This window comes from Cognatitamlana onchidii, assembly GCF_004804355.1.
GTDB lineage: Bacteria > Bacteroidota > Bacteroidia > Flavobacteriales > Flavobacteriaceae > Cognatitamlana > Cognatitamlana onchidii.
Genome location: NZ_SRWZ01000003.1, coordinates 295,034 through 309,518, shown reverse-complemented (window position 1 = coordinate 309,518; position 14,485 = coordinate 295,034). Strand labels below are relative to the sequence as shown.

Here is a 14,485-nt window from a genome sequence, read left to right as displayed (position 1 = left end):
ATGAGGTTGAGACATTTATCATTTACCATTTTAAACTATTTTCATTAGGCTTTGCGTTCATTTCACGAATCAGAAGAAACGTGTTCCAGTATATCCCCTGGTTGACATTTCAATATTTCACAAATGCTATCTAGGGTGTTAAACCTTATGCCTTTTACCTTACCGGTTTTTAAAAGTGAAAGATTGGTTTCAGATATGCCAATGGTTTCAGCTAGTTCTTTTAGCTTCATTTTGCGTTTGGCCAGCATTACATCAAGATTTATAACGATGCTCATAATATTGAATCTTTATCCTCTTGCAAGAGTTGACCTTCTTTAAAAACTTCACTAAGACTTAGGCTGAATAACGCAAATAGCAACCAATCTAGGGGAAACCCTATTTCTAAACCTATCCCGTTTTGTCCCTCGTCAACAAAATTAATGGTTCTAAAAAAGGCGATTGCTAAGGTATATTTGGCTATTCGTTTGAAATACAACATGTTTTGACTATGGAATGTTTTATAATCTCTCACTGATTTTAAAATTTTGTTTACTTCATTAATAATCAATATAAATAGTAAACCCATTGTAGCTAGGCGCAGTAGCATCCAGATTTTCATTCCCGAACCAACTTCCGCAATAGGGATGCTTTTTGCAGTATAATCACATTCAGTACAAAAGTAAAAGGTTGAAATATTTCCATCATTTAAAATTTTAATATCGGGATACGATTCTGGAAAAATAAATAAATAACCTATACAAAGAATAAGTGCAGTCCCTACAACTATTGACAACCAAAAAGTGAACCTATTAAGGTTTAATGTGGTCTGAATTATTTTATTTCGTTTCATGAGTAATAACATTTATTTATACAAACATAAATAAATTTATGTAAAACATAAAGTAATTATTATAAAATTTAATTTTTACTCATAATTCATATTACTGTGATTAGATTTTCAATTTGAATACCGTTAATTTTTAGGTATGCTCTTGATGTCGGGAATGACATACAACTAGTTATATGATGACAAAACATCCTTTTATTATCTAAATTTTTAGGGATAATAGGAAGTTTTGGTGTAAAATATAAAAGTAATTTTAGTGCTTTATGTTAAAAAACTTACATAATCAGTTTAACTATTAATGCATAAGTATCAAACGAAAAACGATTTTATTTTAAATCTTTCTAACCTCGGTTTTTACACGTTCTTACCTCCCAAAAAAAAGCTCTGGTGTTATTTAGCATTAATAACTGTAAAGATTACCAGTATGCCTAAACTACTCTTCAGAAAATGTAGTATGTTGATATGCGCCAATATCGGGACTATTGGTTCTGTTTACCGTTAAAATGTCTAACGGAACTTGATCGGCAAATACAGGATCTGCTTGGTTAATACCTGCCGATGCTTCTCCTACGGCCATTTGGTTGCGCTGGGTGTTTTGAAAATCTGGGTTTTCGTTAAATAAGATGCTTTGGTATAAATTAGTATCCTCAAAGTCGTAGTTTGGGCCATCATACTCTTCATTATTATCTTTAAATTTCACCAAACAATTCGTAAACTTAAAATTAAATACTACAGCATCGTCTTCTATCTCTTCTAATAAAAATTCAATGTCTTCATTCCCAAAAATTATACAATTATTAAAATTAGCCGCGTCTAAATCGGCAAGTATGGCGGTATCGTCTTCATCTAATAAAAAATTATTAATGAGCAGTGCTGGAATTTCCCTAAAACTGTTACTCCAATAGTTAGCTATGGTACTGTGTGTTAAGTTGTATTTTCCACCAAAAGTACCAGCAAAAGAAGCCAATCCTGAGTTGTTTATTACTAAATTCTCTCCTGTTATAGAGGTGTTTCTTCCTAAAATCCCAAAGCTAGCCGAATTGTATATCTGTGAGTTTGTTATGGTTAATTTGTCTGTTACGCCTCTAGGGTCAAAAATACTGCCAGAGCCATTAGGGTTACCATCACTTAATATTCCAACGGTGGCGTTTTTAATAGTGGCATAGTTAATAATGTTGTTTTTACTATTTTCAAACAGCCAAATGGTGCCCCATTGTCCCGGAATATCACTAAACAAGGGCTCTAAACGGTCGCCTTCAAAAATCACTTCATTTTCCATGCGTTCTTTGTCGGTGCTAAATTCACCATTTACTTTTAGCGAGGCGTTTTCTAAGACGATAAGACCGGAGTCTTCATGAAAGTGTAATCTGGCACCAGCTTCTATGGTTAATGTTTTGTTTGGAGGTACCGCTGCATAGCCGTAAATTACATAGGGTTTCTCGTTGGTAAATGTAAGTTCGTCGGGCAATAATTCACGTCCTTGTAAATCGGTTTCAAACGCTTCACCGTTAATTGTTATTTTTAAAGTTTCAATAACCTTAGTGGCTTCATCTCTATCTGGGTAAATAAAAATAGCATCTTTAACCAAAGTAACTAACTCTACTTTTTGCAAATTGGCGCCCGAGTCAAACTCAATTTGATCGGTGTATAAATACGCGCCATTGGGGTTTGGGAAGTTCTTAATATCTATGGTAGATTCTACAAAAATGAACAAACTGTCATTGGCTAATAATTCAATATCTTCAAAAGTTTTACCTGCAATACCATCTACACTTAATCTGTAATTGGAGGTTTCTCCCAAGGCCAGTTTTACCGAGGGAATAGAAATATCATTGTTACTTTGATTATAAACCTTTAGGGTATAAGTGCTAGAACCTATATTAGTAAATACAGTGTCAAGGTACACGGTATCCTTTGAAAACTGAAGCCCGCCAGTACTAGGCGCAAACTCAAAATCTTTTCGGCAAGAACTCCAAAGCATTAAAAAACCTATGGTAATGATAAAATAGAAGCAACGTTTCATGAAAAGTACAAATATAGATAACCTTAGTATCGGCTAAAATATAACTTTTGAAACTATCATTTAGTATGTAACGGGGTAATTAATTAAAAAGTAAATTAATTTTGGGAGCTTTCTTCTTTTTCCTTTAAAAAGGCCTCACTTAAAACTAGTAATTCCTCTAAAAGAAGGAGTTTGTTTTCTTTTTGTATATAGCTTTTGTCAATATTATGCGCTGCACAATAATTAAAGAATAACTGGGTGTCTTCTGGAGGAATTTTAAGGTTATGGGTAAGCAGAGACTGGTTAAAAAAAGTGTCTTTTTTAAAAATTGAATCTAAATCGCTAGCACTTGCTTGATGATTTTCAGGATTCTTTTTTTTCTTTTTAAGAAGTTCGCTAATCATCCCTGCAAGCCTAATAAAATCTAAACCATACTTGGAAGACGTTTGATAAAGATGTGGATTGGATTTAGAATCTCCTTCTATATTTTTTTTAATGACCTGCTTTTGTTTTATAGTATTAAACTCGGCCGGATCGATATTGTTTTGCAACAAAATTTCATTTAGCCTGTTAATGGTTTTACGGAGTTCAACAACAAAAGTTTCATTAAAATGGTGTGCTTCAAGTTTGATAATCTTTTGATTATGAAACAACGAATGAAATGAAAGGGTATCGCCTATACGTGCATTGATTGAAAATATGCCCTTATCATCTGTATATGCGATGGTTTTTTGACTTAGGTTAAATACATCAATGCCTTTAACCGTAGATTCACTGTCGTATACGGTTCCTGATATGGTTTGCGACCAAATGGATATAGGAAGCAAGAAAGCAATAATGAATTTCATTTATTAGCTTATTAATAATTCAAATTAATAGCTTTTTATTGGGTTATACCTTATAAATTAGAATACTTTAACAGCTTAAAAGCTAAGACCACACAACCTCGACTAACTAAACTAAGGCAGGCATTGGTGCCTAGGGTGTTTAGCTTTATTTTAAAGCAAAGCTCTTAGCATGTTCACTGCGGTTTCTGGTGTAATATCTCGTTGGGGTGAACCAAACATTTCGTAACCAACCATAAACTTTTTAACCGTCGCGCTCCGCAACAGAGGTGGGTAAAAGCTCATATGCCAGTGCCAATGGGTATTAGTTTCGCCATTAGTTGGTGCTTGGTGTATACCACTTGAATAGGGGAAGGAGGTATTAAACAGCTTGTCGTATGCTTTAGTTAGTACTGCGATAGCCTCTGCATATTGTAAGGTCTGGACACCAGTCATTTCAAGAATATTTGCTTGCTGAATTTTAGGAATAATCATGGCTTCAAAAGGCCATATGGCCCAAAACGGCACTAAAACTGCAAAACTATCATTTTCAAAAATAATGCGTTCTTCGTTTTCTAATTCTTGCGCAAGGTAATCTCCTAGTAAGCTACTATTGTTTTTATTAAAATAATGAAGCTGCCGTGTATTTTTCTTATCCACTTCATTAGGAAGTGTAGATTGACTCCAAATTTGACCATGCGGGTGCGGGTTGGAACATCCCATAACCGCCCCTTTATTTTCAAAGATTTGAACATAGTTAATCTTTGGGTTACTAGCAAGTTCTTTAAATTCTCTTTGCCATGCAAAAACTACTTTTTGAATTTCGGCAGGCGACATGTCTGCTAAACTTTTGGAATGGTCAGGACTAAAACAAACAACTTTGCAGATACCTGTTTCGCTTTGAGCTACTAAAAGGCCATCTTCAAAAGAAAAGGTTTTAGAATCACTTTGTAATGCTGCAAAATCGTTAGTAAACACAAAAACATCTTCATATTTAGGGTTTGTTTCTCCATTAATTCTTGTATTACCTGCGCATAAGTAACAGGTGTCATCATATGTTGGGCGTTTATCATTATTTATGGCTTCATTTTGCCCTTGCCATGGTCTTTTGGCTCTATGGGGAGATACTAGTACCCATTCTCCAGTTAAAATATTTAAACGTTTATGGGAGTAGTTTTGTAAGTCAGTGAAGTTCACGATTAAATGCTTTTTGGTTTTTAGTTAACAATATGTGTGCCTTGTGATAGTTTTACAAAGTACACCGAACAGTCTTTCCCAAATTTATTTTTGTAAGCTTTAGAGACTTCTTTGGCAAAGTTTTTAGTTTCGTTTTTAGCAATTAGGTTTATGGTACATCCGCCAAAACCGCCGCCCATCATTCTTGCACCTAACACAAGTTCGTTTTTTTTGGCTTGCGCTACCAAAAAATCGAGTTCATCACAACTTACTTTGTATTGTGTAGATAATCCCATGTGCGATTCGTAAATTAATGCCCCTAAGCTGTCTAAGTTGTTGCTTTTAATAGCTTTTGCAGCTTTTATGGTTCTTGCATTCTCTTGAATAACAAAAAGGGCTTTATGATAATTTTCAGGGGTAACTTTATCAACAATGGCCTTTAAATCGGTTTCTGTTGCATCACGTAGGGCTTTAATGCCAAGGAGTGAAGAGATGTCCTCACAAACGGAACGACGATCGTTGTAGGCGCTATCAGATAGACTATGTTTAACGTTGGTATTTATTAGCATTAATTCATGGTCTTCAAAATTAATCTCATAAGGTTGCGATTCAACAGTTCTACAATCTAAGTGAAGCGCACTGTTTTCAATACCAAACATACTGGCATACTGATCCATGATCCCGCAGTTAACACCTACATAGTTATGTTCTGCTTTTTGCGAGATTAAAATCATTTCTTGTTTAGTTAAGCCTAATTGAAAAAGCTCATTTAAACCGAATACCACACTATTTTCTAAAGCTGCAGACGATGACATGCCAGCTCCTCCAGGAATATTTCCTTTAAAAACAATATTAAAATTCCCAAGGGCTTTATTGCTGTTTTGAATTTCGGCCACGACACCAAAAACAAAGTTTTCCCAGCTACCTTCTTTTACAGGTTTTAGTTTGTCTAATTCAAATTCAACCGTACTGTTTAAATCTAATGCAATAGCTGTACAGGTACCAGAATCACTTTTTTGAATCGCAGCAGCTATTCCTTTATTAATAGCCGCAGGGAAAACATACCCGTCGTTATAATCGGTATGCTCTCCAATAATATTGATGCGTCCCGGTGAAAAAATTAATATGGGATCTGTTTTGAATCTCTCAACAAAAGATTGCTTTACCAATTGAATTAATTCTGAGCTCATATTTTATGACTTACTGGTTTAATATTTTTAAATCCCATCTTATTTTATAGGTGCTATTTGGTTGAAGTGTTTGAAGTCCAATACTATTGTTGAAACTATTTGATACTCCAGTTGTAGGTTCGATGGCAATGGTATTTTTCTTTGGAGGGATATAAGCTTGCAGAAAATTATGCTGACCATTAGTGTTAAATTGAAGACTGTATTTTGGCGTGTGAAATAAAACCTGATCAGATTTTAATATCCAGCAATCATCTAGGGCATTGCAATCGAGCACTAAAGGGTTTGGGGTCGGGTTTGCTTGGGTTCCAGTGGTAATGTTTCGCTGGTCCAGAACAATTTTTTCATCACTCTCAAAAACTAAACTACTGGTTTTTAAATTAGAACTTGTAAAGTAAGGATGCCAACCTAAAGTAAAAGGAAAGGCTTCTAGAGCCGTATTTTTAACGGATAAACTTAAGCTTAATCCATTCTGTAAAAAAAGGTAGGTAACCTTAATCTTAAAAGTGTACGGAAACCCTTCGGAAGGTTCGGATTCTTCATATTCTAGATTAATAGTTGCTGAATCTTCATGAGTCTCCATTGATGTGATACTAAATGTTTTATCGAAAACTAAACCATGTAGCGCGTTGTTTTCCTCTATTTGGTTGATAGGGAATTGATGCTGCATTCCTTTAAAGTTATATGTGCCATCTTGTATTCTATTGGCGAAAGGGAATAAAATGGATGAAGCATAGGTCTTTTTATATGGCAGCGGCGATAAATCTTGAATAATGGCATGACCATTTAATGTAAGCTCCTGCAAACTGGCACCCTGATTCAAGTGGATCTTTCCAAAAACATTGTTTTCAGAATTGGTAATTTCTAAAATGTTAGAGTTTTGATGGTGGTAAATGTTGTACACTTCTTGTTTTTTTATATTGAATTTCTAATAATCAAATGGTTCGGGTTTTCTATCTTAAGTTTTTGTTTATTTAAAATCATGATAGCTAATTCTTGTCCCATCTTTTTAAAATCTGTTGAAATGGTTGTTATACCACCTTCAACTATTTCTTTAAGTAGGGTGTCGTTAAAAGAAATGACGCCAATGTCTTTAGAAAGTGTATAACTTCTGGCTTTCATGCTTTTTAAAATAATAAGCAGGCTTTTATCTTCTAAAGTAATATAGAGGCGTCCTTTTTCCAATGCTTGGTCTGTAACACGATCAATAACTTTAAAAGACAGACTGTTTTTCTGGCAAAATTTTAAAAAACCAGCTTTGATACCTTGTGGCTGTTTTGCTTCAGAAAATACTAAAACTAAGGTTTGATATTTCCCTATTTCTTGTATCACTTGACTTAGGTTGTCATAAATAGCTTTCTCAAAATTTTGATATATGGCAGGGTATTGTTTGAGGTCATCATGTAATTGATCTAGTATATAAACTTTATCCTGCGGCAGTGCCTTAATAGCTAAGGATGCATTATTTATATTGGCCGGCATGATAACGTAGTGATTGTAGTCTCCTACATGGTCTTGAATTAGTTTGTTAAACAAGCTAGCATTAAAGTGGTGAAAATAGATATCAACCTTAATTTGGTCTCCTAGATGTTCTAAAAATGAGTTATACAAGTCTTCTTTAAAAGCATTTAGCTCATCAAAAAGTAAAAATATTTTTTGTTTCACCTGTATGGCCTCGCTAGATACGTAATATCCTTTTCCAACAACCGATTGAATGATACCACGGTTTTTTAGCTCGTTAAAAGCCATTAAAACAGTATCTCTGGATAAATTATAATCGTCTCTTATGCTGTTTATAGAAGGTATTTGGTTTCCTTTCTTTAATACTCCAGATGCAATAGCTAATTCAATAGACTGAATAATTTGCTTGTATTTAGGAATACCTATGTTTTTTTTTACCTCTATCATGTTTACAAAAGTATTAAAAACTAGTTAAACCATACTAGACCCTACTAGTTTGTTTTTTTTGCAGCTTGAAGCATTTTTTAAGGCAATTGAGATATAGGCCTTCCAATTTAAATATCTATATTTGGTTTGTTAATGACCAACTAAACTTTAATAAAATTATGACAGCAGGATTTGAAATGTGGGACTATATTGTCTTTGTGGCTTACGCTATATTAATTCTAGGAGTAGGGCTATGGGTGTCACGAGATAAGGAAGGGCACCAAAAAAATGCCGAAGATTATTTTCTAGCTAGTAAATCTCTACCATGGTGGGCTATAGGTACATCTTTAATTGCGGCCAACATTTCGGCAGAACAATTTATTGGAATGTCTGGTTCAGGGTTTGCACTTGGAATAGCTATTGCTTCATATGAGTGGATGGCAGCATTGACCTTAATTATTGTAGGGAAATATTTTTTACCAATTTTTATAGAGAAGGGGTTGTATACCATTCCAGAGTTTGTTGAAAAACGTTTCTCAACAAATTTAAAAACCATATTAGCTGTGTTTTGGTTGGCGCTCTACATTTTTGTAAATCTGGCGTCAGTATTGTATTTGGGAGGCTTAGCCATTGAAACTATTATGGGTGTAGATATGATGTATGCCATTGTAGGTTTAGCATTATTTGCTGCAGCGTATTCCTTATATGGGGGCTTATCGGCTGTGGCTTGGACCGACGTTATTCAGGTCGTGTTTTTGGTTTTGGGAGGTTTAGTAACAACTTATTTAGCATTAAATACTGTGTCGGGCGGAGAAGGCGTTATGGCCGGTTTTGTTCAAGTTTGGGAGGCAGCTCCAGAAAAGTTTCATATGATTTTGGAAGAAACCAATGATAATTATGTGAATTTACCTGGTATTTGGGTGCTTATCGGTGGTTTATGGGTTGCTAATCTGTATTATTGGGGTTTCAATCAGTATATCATCCAACGTACTTTAGCAGCGAAATCGTTAAGAGAGTCTCAAAAAGGAATTTTACTGGCTGCATTTTTAAAACTACTTATTCCATTAATTGTAGTGGTACCTGGTATTGCGGCCTATGTTATGGTTAATGATCCTTCTATTATGGCAAATCTCGGTGAGGTTGGAATGCTTAATATGCCATCAGTAGATCAAGCAGATAAGGCTTATCCATGGCTACTACAATTTTTACCTGTTGGACTCAAAGGGGTTGCTTTTGCAGCACTGGCAGCAGCAATTGTATCATCATTGGCATCCATGTTAAACTCTACATCAACAATTTTTACCATGGATATTTACAAGCAATACATTAATAAAAATGCCAGTGACAAGGCTACGGTAAATACCGGAAGAATCTCTGCTTTTATTGCTTTGGTAATAGCTTGCATCATGGCGCCTTTATTAGGAGGAATTGATCAAGCATTTCAGTTTATTCAAGAGTATACAGGTATAGTAAGTCCAGGTATACTAGCTGTTTTCTTATTGGGATTATTCTGGAAAAAGACAACAAACAATGCAGCTATTTGGGGAGCAATTTTGTCAATTCCTATAGCATTAGGGCTTAAGTTTCTTCCTATATCCGTGTTTGAACCATGGATGCATCAAATGGGGATTACAACAATTTTAACCATGGTCATTATTATCGTTTTAAGTAATATTCAGAATAAAGGTGCTGAAGATCCTAAGGGTATTGATTTAAACTCTGACTTGTTTAAAACATCGCCTTTGTTCAATACTGGGGCGTTTATAGTTTGTATAATACTAGCCATTTTATATGCTTTGTTTTGGTAGTTATTAGATAATTAAGTAGCAAAAGAGACAAGCATCATACGTAATGATACTTGTCTTTTTATAGTCATACCAGATAGTAATATCCTGTATATAAAGTCGTCATGATTAATTCATTAAAAAACATAAAAATTATAAACATTTCTTTTGGTGGGGTGTCTAGTTAATTTTATATTTGCGCACCGGAAAATAAAAATGTTTCTGTTCAGGTCGCGTAGCTCAGCTGGATAGAGCATCTGCCTTCTAAGCAGACGGTCACAGGTTCGAATCCTGTCGCGATCACAAAAGCCCTTACTAAATTTAGTAAGGGTTTTTTGTTTTAAAAACCGAAGGTGTCCTCAAACCAACCAAAGAACTTTCGCATGGGTTTATTATCGTTAAATCTGTAGCCCAAATATACTTTAAAATAGTCCGAAAGATTATTGAATTCATCTTCCTGATTGTTAGTGTAGTTACTGTTTCTAAAATTCAGCGAGGTACCAAAAAACCATCGATAGGCATTATAGCCCAATGCTATTTCACCGTCTAAAGCAAAAGTTAAACTGTTGAATGTTGTTGTAGGTAATTCAGTAGCATCATTATACTGCAACTCGTTATAACTATAGCCTATACCAGGGTGCATGCCTAGGGAAGCAAACCATTTTTTATTGAGAACAAAAGTATATAAGTATCCCGCTTGTGCAATCACATAAAAATTATTCAATTGACTAATTTCATTCAAAAATTGACCGTCATTAAACACAATATTAGTTTTACTATATCCATATTTAAGTCTAGGAATCAAGCTACCAGCGCTTTTAAGCTGACGCTCCGTTTGGGCGTAATGGGCTCTAAAAGAAAAATTTTTATTGACTATAAAATAAGTACTTCCTTCAAAGGATTCGTATTCGGTATCGTTAAGAGCAACGTTTTTTTGAAGACCTTGATCGTTAAACTCAATTTCGGTATAAAACCCTTTAAAAGCTCTATAACTTAACTCTTGTCGCCATCTATCGGAGTAAAAGAAATTAATGGTAAGTCCTAACGAACTGCTTTTTTCAAGTTCATCAACGAAGTCTGGATTCATAAGAAATTTAGGCGTGAAACTTAGTCCAAAAGCAATCCATTTATAATCTACGGTTGCACCAATTTGATATTCCGAGATTGGAATTAAACTAATTCTATTGCCTGTTGCCCCGTTCTTGAATTCTATTTCTCTAATATCTGAAGAAAACTCAGTTTTTATGATGATATTCTCAAAGTAGTTTACTCTGTAAAGTGAATCGTACCCTTTTATTTCCGCATGTTTTTTTTGCATGTCAAGATCATACGTTCTCATCTTTTGTGCCACGCCAACAAACGTCATAGATAGTGTGCATAAACAGACTAAAAAAAATCTCATTAACAGGTTTTAGTTGGTTGATTCAAAATTATAAATATAAATGAAAAGCCTAAAGTAGCTCTGCTAATACTGTAATTCTTTTTATTTTTACCACCTATGAATGATAATTTTGTCAATGAATTTTTTGGAATCGGAATTCAAAATGGGAAAACACCAGAAAACCTTGGAGTGCTATGGAGATCGGCTCAAAACATGGGGGCTAGTTTTATTTTTACCATTGGAAATAGGTACGCTAAACAGGCCTGCGACACCCACAATGCTGTAAAATCAATGCCTTATTTTCATTACGATACCTTTGATGATTTTCATAAAAATTTACCAAAAGGAGCCAGAATTGTTGGCGTAGAGCTTACCAATGATGCGCAGTCTCTAGAAACGTTTTCTCATCCGAGACGCTGTGTGTATTTGTTGGGAGCTGAAGATCATGGTTTATCCAAGCAAGCCATTGAGGCATCACATTTTTTAGTCAAGTTTAAATCTAAACTCAGCTTAAACGTATCTGTTGCTGGTACTATTGTTATGTATGATAGGGGGTTAAGCAAGCCACGGTCATAATAAACTATAATGTAGTTGTTATTAAAACTATTTTTTCATCATTCATATTGGTACAAAAAAATAGATATGTAGAACCACCATCTTTAATTTTAAATTTTTTTCTAATTACTTGAACACTTTCTGGGAAATTTCGGGTGGTTATATTGGCTTTATTAATGTTAAGATGTTTCATGTTTTTTTTGTGGTAGGGAATTACATTTTCTATTTTGAATCGTCTACCAGGAAACGCCATTAAAGTATCTGAGGAATACAAATGCGTGTGTTTATGCAACTTGTTTACTTGCAATTGCTCAGGGATAACATCAAATGCACCAGCTTTCATAATGGCAGCATTGGGCTCGTATAGAAAAGATTTTGGAAGCTCATAATCTAGAGGGAAAAATGGTTTTTTCTTAAATAGGGTAGAAAAGTGTTCGGTACTATCGTTTTTAATATTAGCAGTTTCAATACCAATAGGGCCAACATAATCTTTTTCCAAAATCCAAAGCAGTTCTTTTACTTCATTTTTTATAGCTATAATATGAATGGTTTTAACAAAGTTTAGTTCTTCTATACCAACGGATAAATCTAGCAGCGGAGACGTTTTTATAGCTATATTTTTAGTTTTGCTGAATAGAAATCTAAGGTGCTTGGGTACATTAGGTAGGCAATCTTTTAGGAAAAACACTTTACCTTTTGTATCGTGCCTTCTAGAAGGGTCTATATAAATCCAGTCAAATTCTTTGTTTGACTGCTCTAAATACTCCAAACCATTACTACAAATAGTTTCAATGTTTTTAACCCCTAACTGTGTAAAATTATGCGTTACAATGTCCGAAAGTGATGGATTAATTTCGCAGTGCTTAACCGTTTTAAAATATTTTGAAAAGTAAAAACAATCTACTCCAAAACCACCAGTTATATCAATAATACTATGTCCATTGATTAGTTTAGCTTTATAGTTTGCAGATATTTCAGAAGAAGTTTGTTCAATGTTTAATCTATTGGGATAAAAGATATTTTTAGTAGTAAACCAAGTAGGTAGTTTTGAGCGACATCGTTTTTTAGCTTCAATTTGTTCAACAATGCTTTTAATGTCAACTTTGGGAAAAGGAGCGCCTTTCAAAATCAATTTTGAAATATCCGATTCTAAATTTTGATTTATAAAGTTTTGAATCTCTGTATTTAAAAGTAAACGCTTCAAAAAAAATTTAAAGGTCCTTAGTAAGTTTTTTAACAATTTTATTATCCGATAGAAATTCTTTTAAAATAACTTTAATTGCTGTATAAGCAGGAATTGCCATAATTAAACCAATAACACCAAATAAAATGCCGGTAATTAAAATAACTAGAAAGATTTCTAAGGGATGTGACTTAACACTTTTGGAAAAAATAATGGGCTGACTAAAAAAGTTATCCACCAATTGGCCAATACCAAAAACAAGCAATACCCAAAGCGTTTTAGGAACAATAACATTACTAAAAGACTCTCCTAAGTGGCTTGTCATGGTTAATGTGAGCATAAGGACTGCTCCAATAACAGGGCCTACGTACGGAATAAGGTTTAGTAAAGCACATAAAAAAGCTATAACGATGGGGTTATCTACGCCTACAATGGATAATCCAATGGTGTAGATAATAAATAAGATAAGAATTTGGAAAATAAGGCCAACGAAGTACCTTGATAGTAAATCTTTAATTTTGCTAGACGAGCTTTTCCATCGTGTTTCTTTACTATCAGGAATAATAGTTAGCAAACTATTTTCAAAAAGCTTACTGTCTTTTAAAAAAAAGAAAGAAATGAATAATACTGAAAATAAGCCAATACTAAAGCTTCCCAATCCACTAATAAACGAATTCAAAAATTCTGGAATATGAGATAAATCTAGTTGAGAAAACCAACTAGAAGCATTCAGAGACTTTTCAATATTAATATGGTATAGGTTAAAATAATTGACAATCTCTGAATATAAATTTTCAATATTGCCTTGAAGTTCATTAATGTTTAAAAGTGATAAGTTCTTGCCTTGAAGAATTATTAGTGGAATGAATAAACTAATTAAGCCAGTAAACAAGCCTAAAAGAATAACCATAGTAACCACAACAGCAATGGTGTTTTTAAACTTTAATCTGTGCTCTAAAAACCTTACGATAGGCCTTCCTATTAGGGAGATAACCGCAGCAATAGCTATATAGCCAATTACAGATTGTATTTTATTTAAAAAGAACAAGAGTAATGCTATCCCGAGAATAACAGCAATAGCTCTTAATATGCCGTTTGCTATGGTTTTAGATTCCAATATGCTTTTGTTTTATGTAGTAGTAAAACTAGTTATTTATGGTGAAAGATAGAAATTACTTTTTAAGGAATTGTTTTGTAAGCTCGTACAAGGCAACATTAGTAGCCTGAACTACATTCATGCTGCTGTTCTGGCCATACATATCGATATGAATAATGTCATCTGCTAGCTTGAGTAATTCATCTGAAATTCCAAAGTTTTCATCACCAATTAGTAATGCATGTGGCGTATCCTTATAAACCTTAAAATTATGAAGAGGTTTACTGTTTTTAGTTATTTCTAAGGCAATTATTTTATAGCCATCCTTTATTAAACTATGCGTCACTTCAAGAGCTTCCTTGTTAAGTTCATAATTGACCACTTTCTCTGTTGCTCGAGATGTTTTTGCTGTTTTACGATTAAGATTAACTCCTTTTCCACAAAAAATAATGTTTTCTATACCGAAGGCATCAACAATTCTAAAAAGGCTTCCAATATTTGGTGCATTTGATACTTGGTCACAAACTACTGTGATTGGAAATGTTTTTTTTTTGAATTTGGTATTATAATGGTCTAGCTGCAAA

The 14,485-nt window shown here is 33.9% G+C and carries 14 protein-coding genes and 1 tRNA gene; 3 read left to right on the top strand and 12 right to left on the bottom strand.

Annotated elements, in window-relative coordinates; genetic code table 11:
• Positions 1-62: 62 nt before the first annotated feature.
• The 8 genes from E5D58_RS07625 to E5D58_RS07590 form a co-directional block, all read right to left on the bottom strand.
• Positions 63-275, bottom strand: a complete 213-nt coding sequence (locus E5D58_RS07625) for a helix-turn-helix domain-containing protein (protein WP_136481257.1) — start codon at positions 273-275, stop codon at positions 63-65.
• Positions 272-829: a DUF2975 domain-containing protein gene (locus E5D58_RS07620; protein WP_168796657.1), complete on the bottom strand. Its 558-nt coding sequence runs from the start codon at positions 827-829 to the stop codon at positions 272-274. Before E5D58_RS07620 ends, E5D58_RS07625 begins: the two co-directional genes overlap by 4 nt.
• A 430-nt stretch (positions 830-1,259) precedes the next feature.
• The gene (locus tag E5D58_RS07615) at positions 1,260-2,849 is read right to left on the bottom strand and encodes a hypothetical protein (RefSeq protein ID WP_136481255.1); all 1,590 of its coding nucleotides are present in this window, start codon (positions 2,847-2,849) and stop codon (positions 1,260-1,262) included.
• A 95-nt stretch (positions 2,850-2,944) separates the two neighbouring features.
• Complete coding sequence (locus tag E5D58_RS07610; RefSeq protein WP_136481254.1) at positions 2,945-3,676, bottom strand: hypothetical protein; 732 nt, start codon at positions 3,674-3,676, stop codon at positions 2,945-2,947.
• 150 nt (positions 3,677-3,826) lie between these two features.
• Positions 3,827-4,849 (bottom strand): UDP-glucose--hexose-1-phosphate uridylyltransferase, encoded by a 1,023-nt coding sequence (locus E5D58_RS07605; RefSeq protein ID WP_136481253.1) that lies wholly within the window; start codon positions 4,847-4,849, stop codon positions 3,827-3,829.
• A 20-nt stretch (positions 4,850-4,869) separates the two neighbouring features.
• The gene (galK, locus tag E5D58_RS07600; RefSeq protein ID WP_136481252.1) at positions 4,870-6,018 is read right to left on the bottom strand and encodes a galactokinase; all 1,149 of its coding nucleotides are present in this window, start codon (positions 6,016-6,018) and stop codon (positions 4,870-4,872) included.
• Positions 6,019-6,028: 10 nt separating this feature from the next.
• Positions 6,029-6,919, bottom strand: coding sequence for an aldose 1-epimerase (locus E5D58_RS07595; protein ID WP_168796656.1), 891 nt, complete (start codon positions 6,917-6,919; stop codon positions 6,029-6,031).
• Positions 6,920-6,930: 11 nt separating this feature from the next.
• Positions 6,931-7,923 (bottom strand): GntR family transcriptional regulator, encoded by a 993-nt coding sequence (locus E5D58_RS07590; RefSeq protein ID WP_136481250.1) that lies wholly within the window; start codon positions 7,921-7,923, stop codon positions 6,931-6,933.
• Between the two features lie 158 nt (positions 7,924-8,081).
• Between E5D58_RS07590 and E5D58_RS07585 the strand changes: the two genes are divergently transcribed.
• Together E5D58_RS07585 and E5D58_RS07580 are read left to right on the top strand one after the other, a co-directional pair.
• Positions 8,082-9,710, top strand: coding sequence for a sodium/sugar symporter (locus tag E5D58_RS07585; protein WP_136481249.1), 1,629 nt, complete (start codon positions 8,082-8,084; stop codon positions 9,708-9,710).
• 205 nt (positions 9,711-9,915) lie between these two features.
• Positions 9,916-9,989, top strand: a tRNA-Arg gene (locus tag E5D58_RS07580).
• A gap of 37 nt (positions 9,990-10,026) precedes the next feature.
• Here the strand turns inward: E5D58_RS07580 and E5D58_RS07575 are convergent.
• Positions 10,027-11,088, bottom strand: coding sequence for a DUF4421 family protein (locus E5D58_RS07575; protein WP_136481248.1), 1,062 nt, complete (start codon positions 11,086-11,088; stop codon positions 10,027-10,029).
• 96 nt (positions 11,089-11,184) lie between these two features.
• Here E5D58_RS07575 and E5D58_RS07570 point away from each other — a divergent pair, with 96 nt between their 5' ends.
• The gene (locus tag E5D58_RS07570) at positions 11,185-11,643 is read left to right on the top strand and encodes an RNA methyltransferase (protein WP_136481247.1); all 459 of its coding nucleotides are present in this window, start codon (positions 11,185-11,187) and stop codon (positions 11,641-11,643) included.
• Positions 11,644-11,647: 4 nt separating this feature from the next.
• Here the strand turns inward: E5D58_RS07570 and E5D58_RS07565 are convergent, their stop codons facing one another.
• The 3 genes from E5D58_RS07565 to E5D58_RS07555 are packed head-to-tail and all read right to left on the bottom strand — an operon-like array spanning position 11,648 to position 14,484.
• The gene (locus E5D58_RS07565) at positions 11,648-12,826 is read right to left on the bottom strand and encodes a THUMP-like domain-containing protein (protein ID WP_136481246.1); all 1,179 of its coding nucleotides are present in this window, start codon (positions 12,824-12,826) and stop codon (positions 11,648-11,650) included.
• A gap of 7 nt (positions 12,827-12,833) precedes the next feature.
• Entirely contained in the window at positions 12,834-13,922 is a 1,089-nt protein-coding gene (locus E5D58_RS07560; protein WP_136481245.1) for an AI-2E family transporter, read from the bottom strand.
• Positions 13,923-13,977: 55 nt separating this feature from the next.
• Entirely contained in the window at positions 13,978-14,484 is a 507-nt protein-coding gene (locus tag E5D58_RS07555) for a TrmH family RNA methyltransferase (RefSeq protein ID WP_136481244.1), read from the bottom strand.
• Position 14,485 lies beyond the last annotated feature (1 nt).

Coding starts and splice junctions, on each gene's coding strand:
- E5D58_RS07585 (WP_136481249.1), top strand. CDS start 8,082: ATGACAGCAGGATTTGAAATGTGGGACTATATTGTCTTTGTGGCTTAC.
- E5D58_RS07610 (WP_136481254.1), bottom strand. CDS start 3,676: ATGAAATTCATTATTGCTTTCTTGCTTCCTATATCCATTTGGTCGCAA.
- galK (WP_136481252.1), bottom strand. CDS start 6,018: ATGAGCTCAGAATTAATTCAATTGGTAAAGCAATCTTTTGTTGAGAGA.
- E5D58_RS07570 (WP_136481247.1), top strand. CDS start 11,185: ATGAATGATAATTTTGTCAATGAATTTTTTGGAATCGGAATTCAAAAT.
- E5D58_RS07575 (WP_136481248.1), bottom strand. CDS start 11,088: ATGAGATTTTTTTTAGTCTGTTTATGCACACTATCTATGACGTTTGTT.
- E5D58_RS07620 (WP_168796657.1), bottom strand. CDS start 829: ATGAAACGAAATAAAATAATTCAGACCACATTAAACCTTAATAGGTTC.
- E5D58_RS07590 (WP_136481250.1), bottom strand. CDS start 7,923: ATGATAGAGGTAAAAAAAAACATAGGTATTCCTAAATACAAGCAAATT.
- E5D58_RS07625 (WP_136481257.1), bottom strand. CDS start 275: ATGAGCATCGTTATAAATCTTGATGTAATGCTGGCCAAACGCAAAATG.
- E5D58_RS07615 (WP_136481255.1), bottom strand. CDS start 2,849: ATGAAACGTTGCTTCTATTTTATCATTACCATAGGTTTTTTAATGCTT.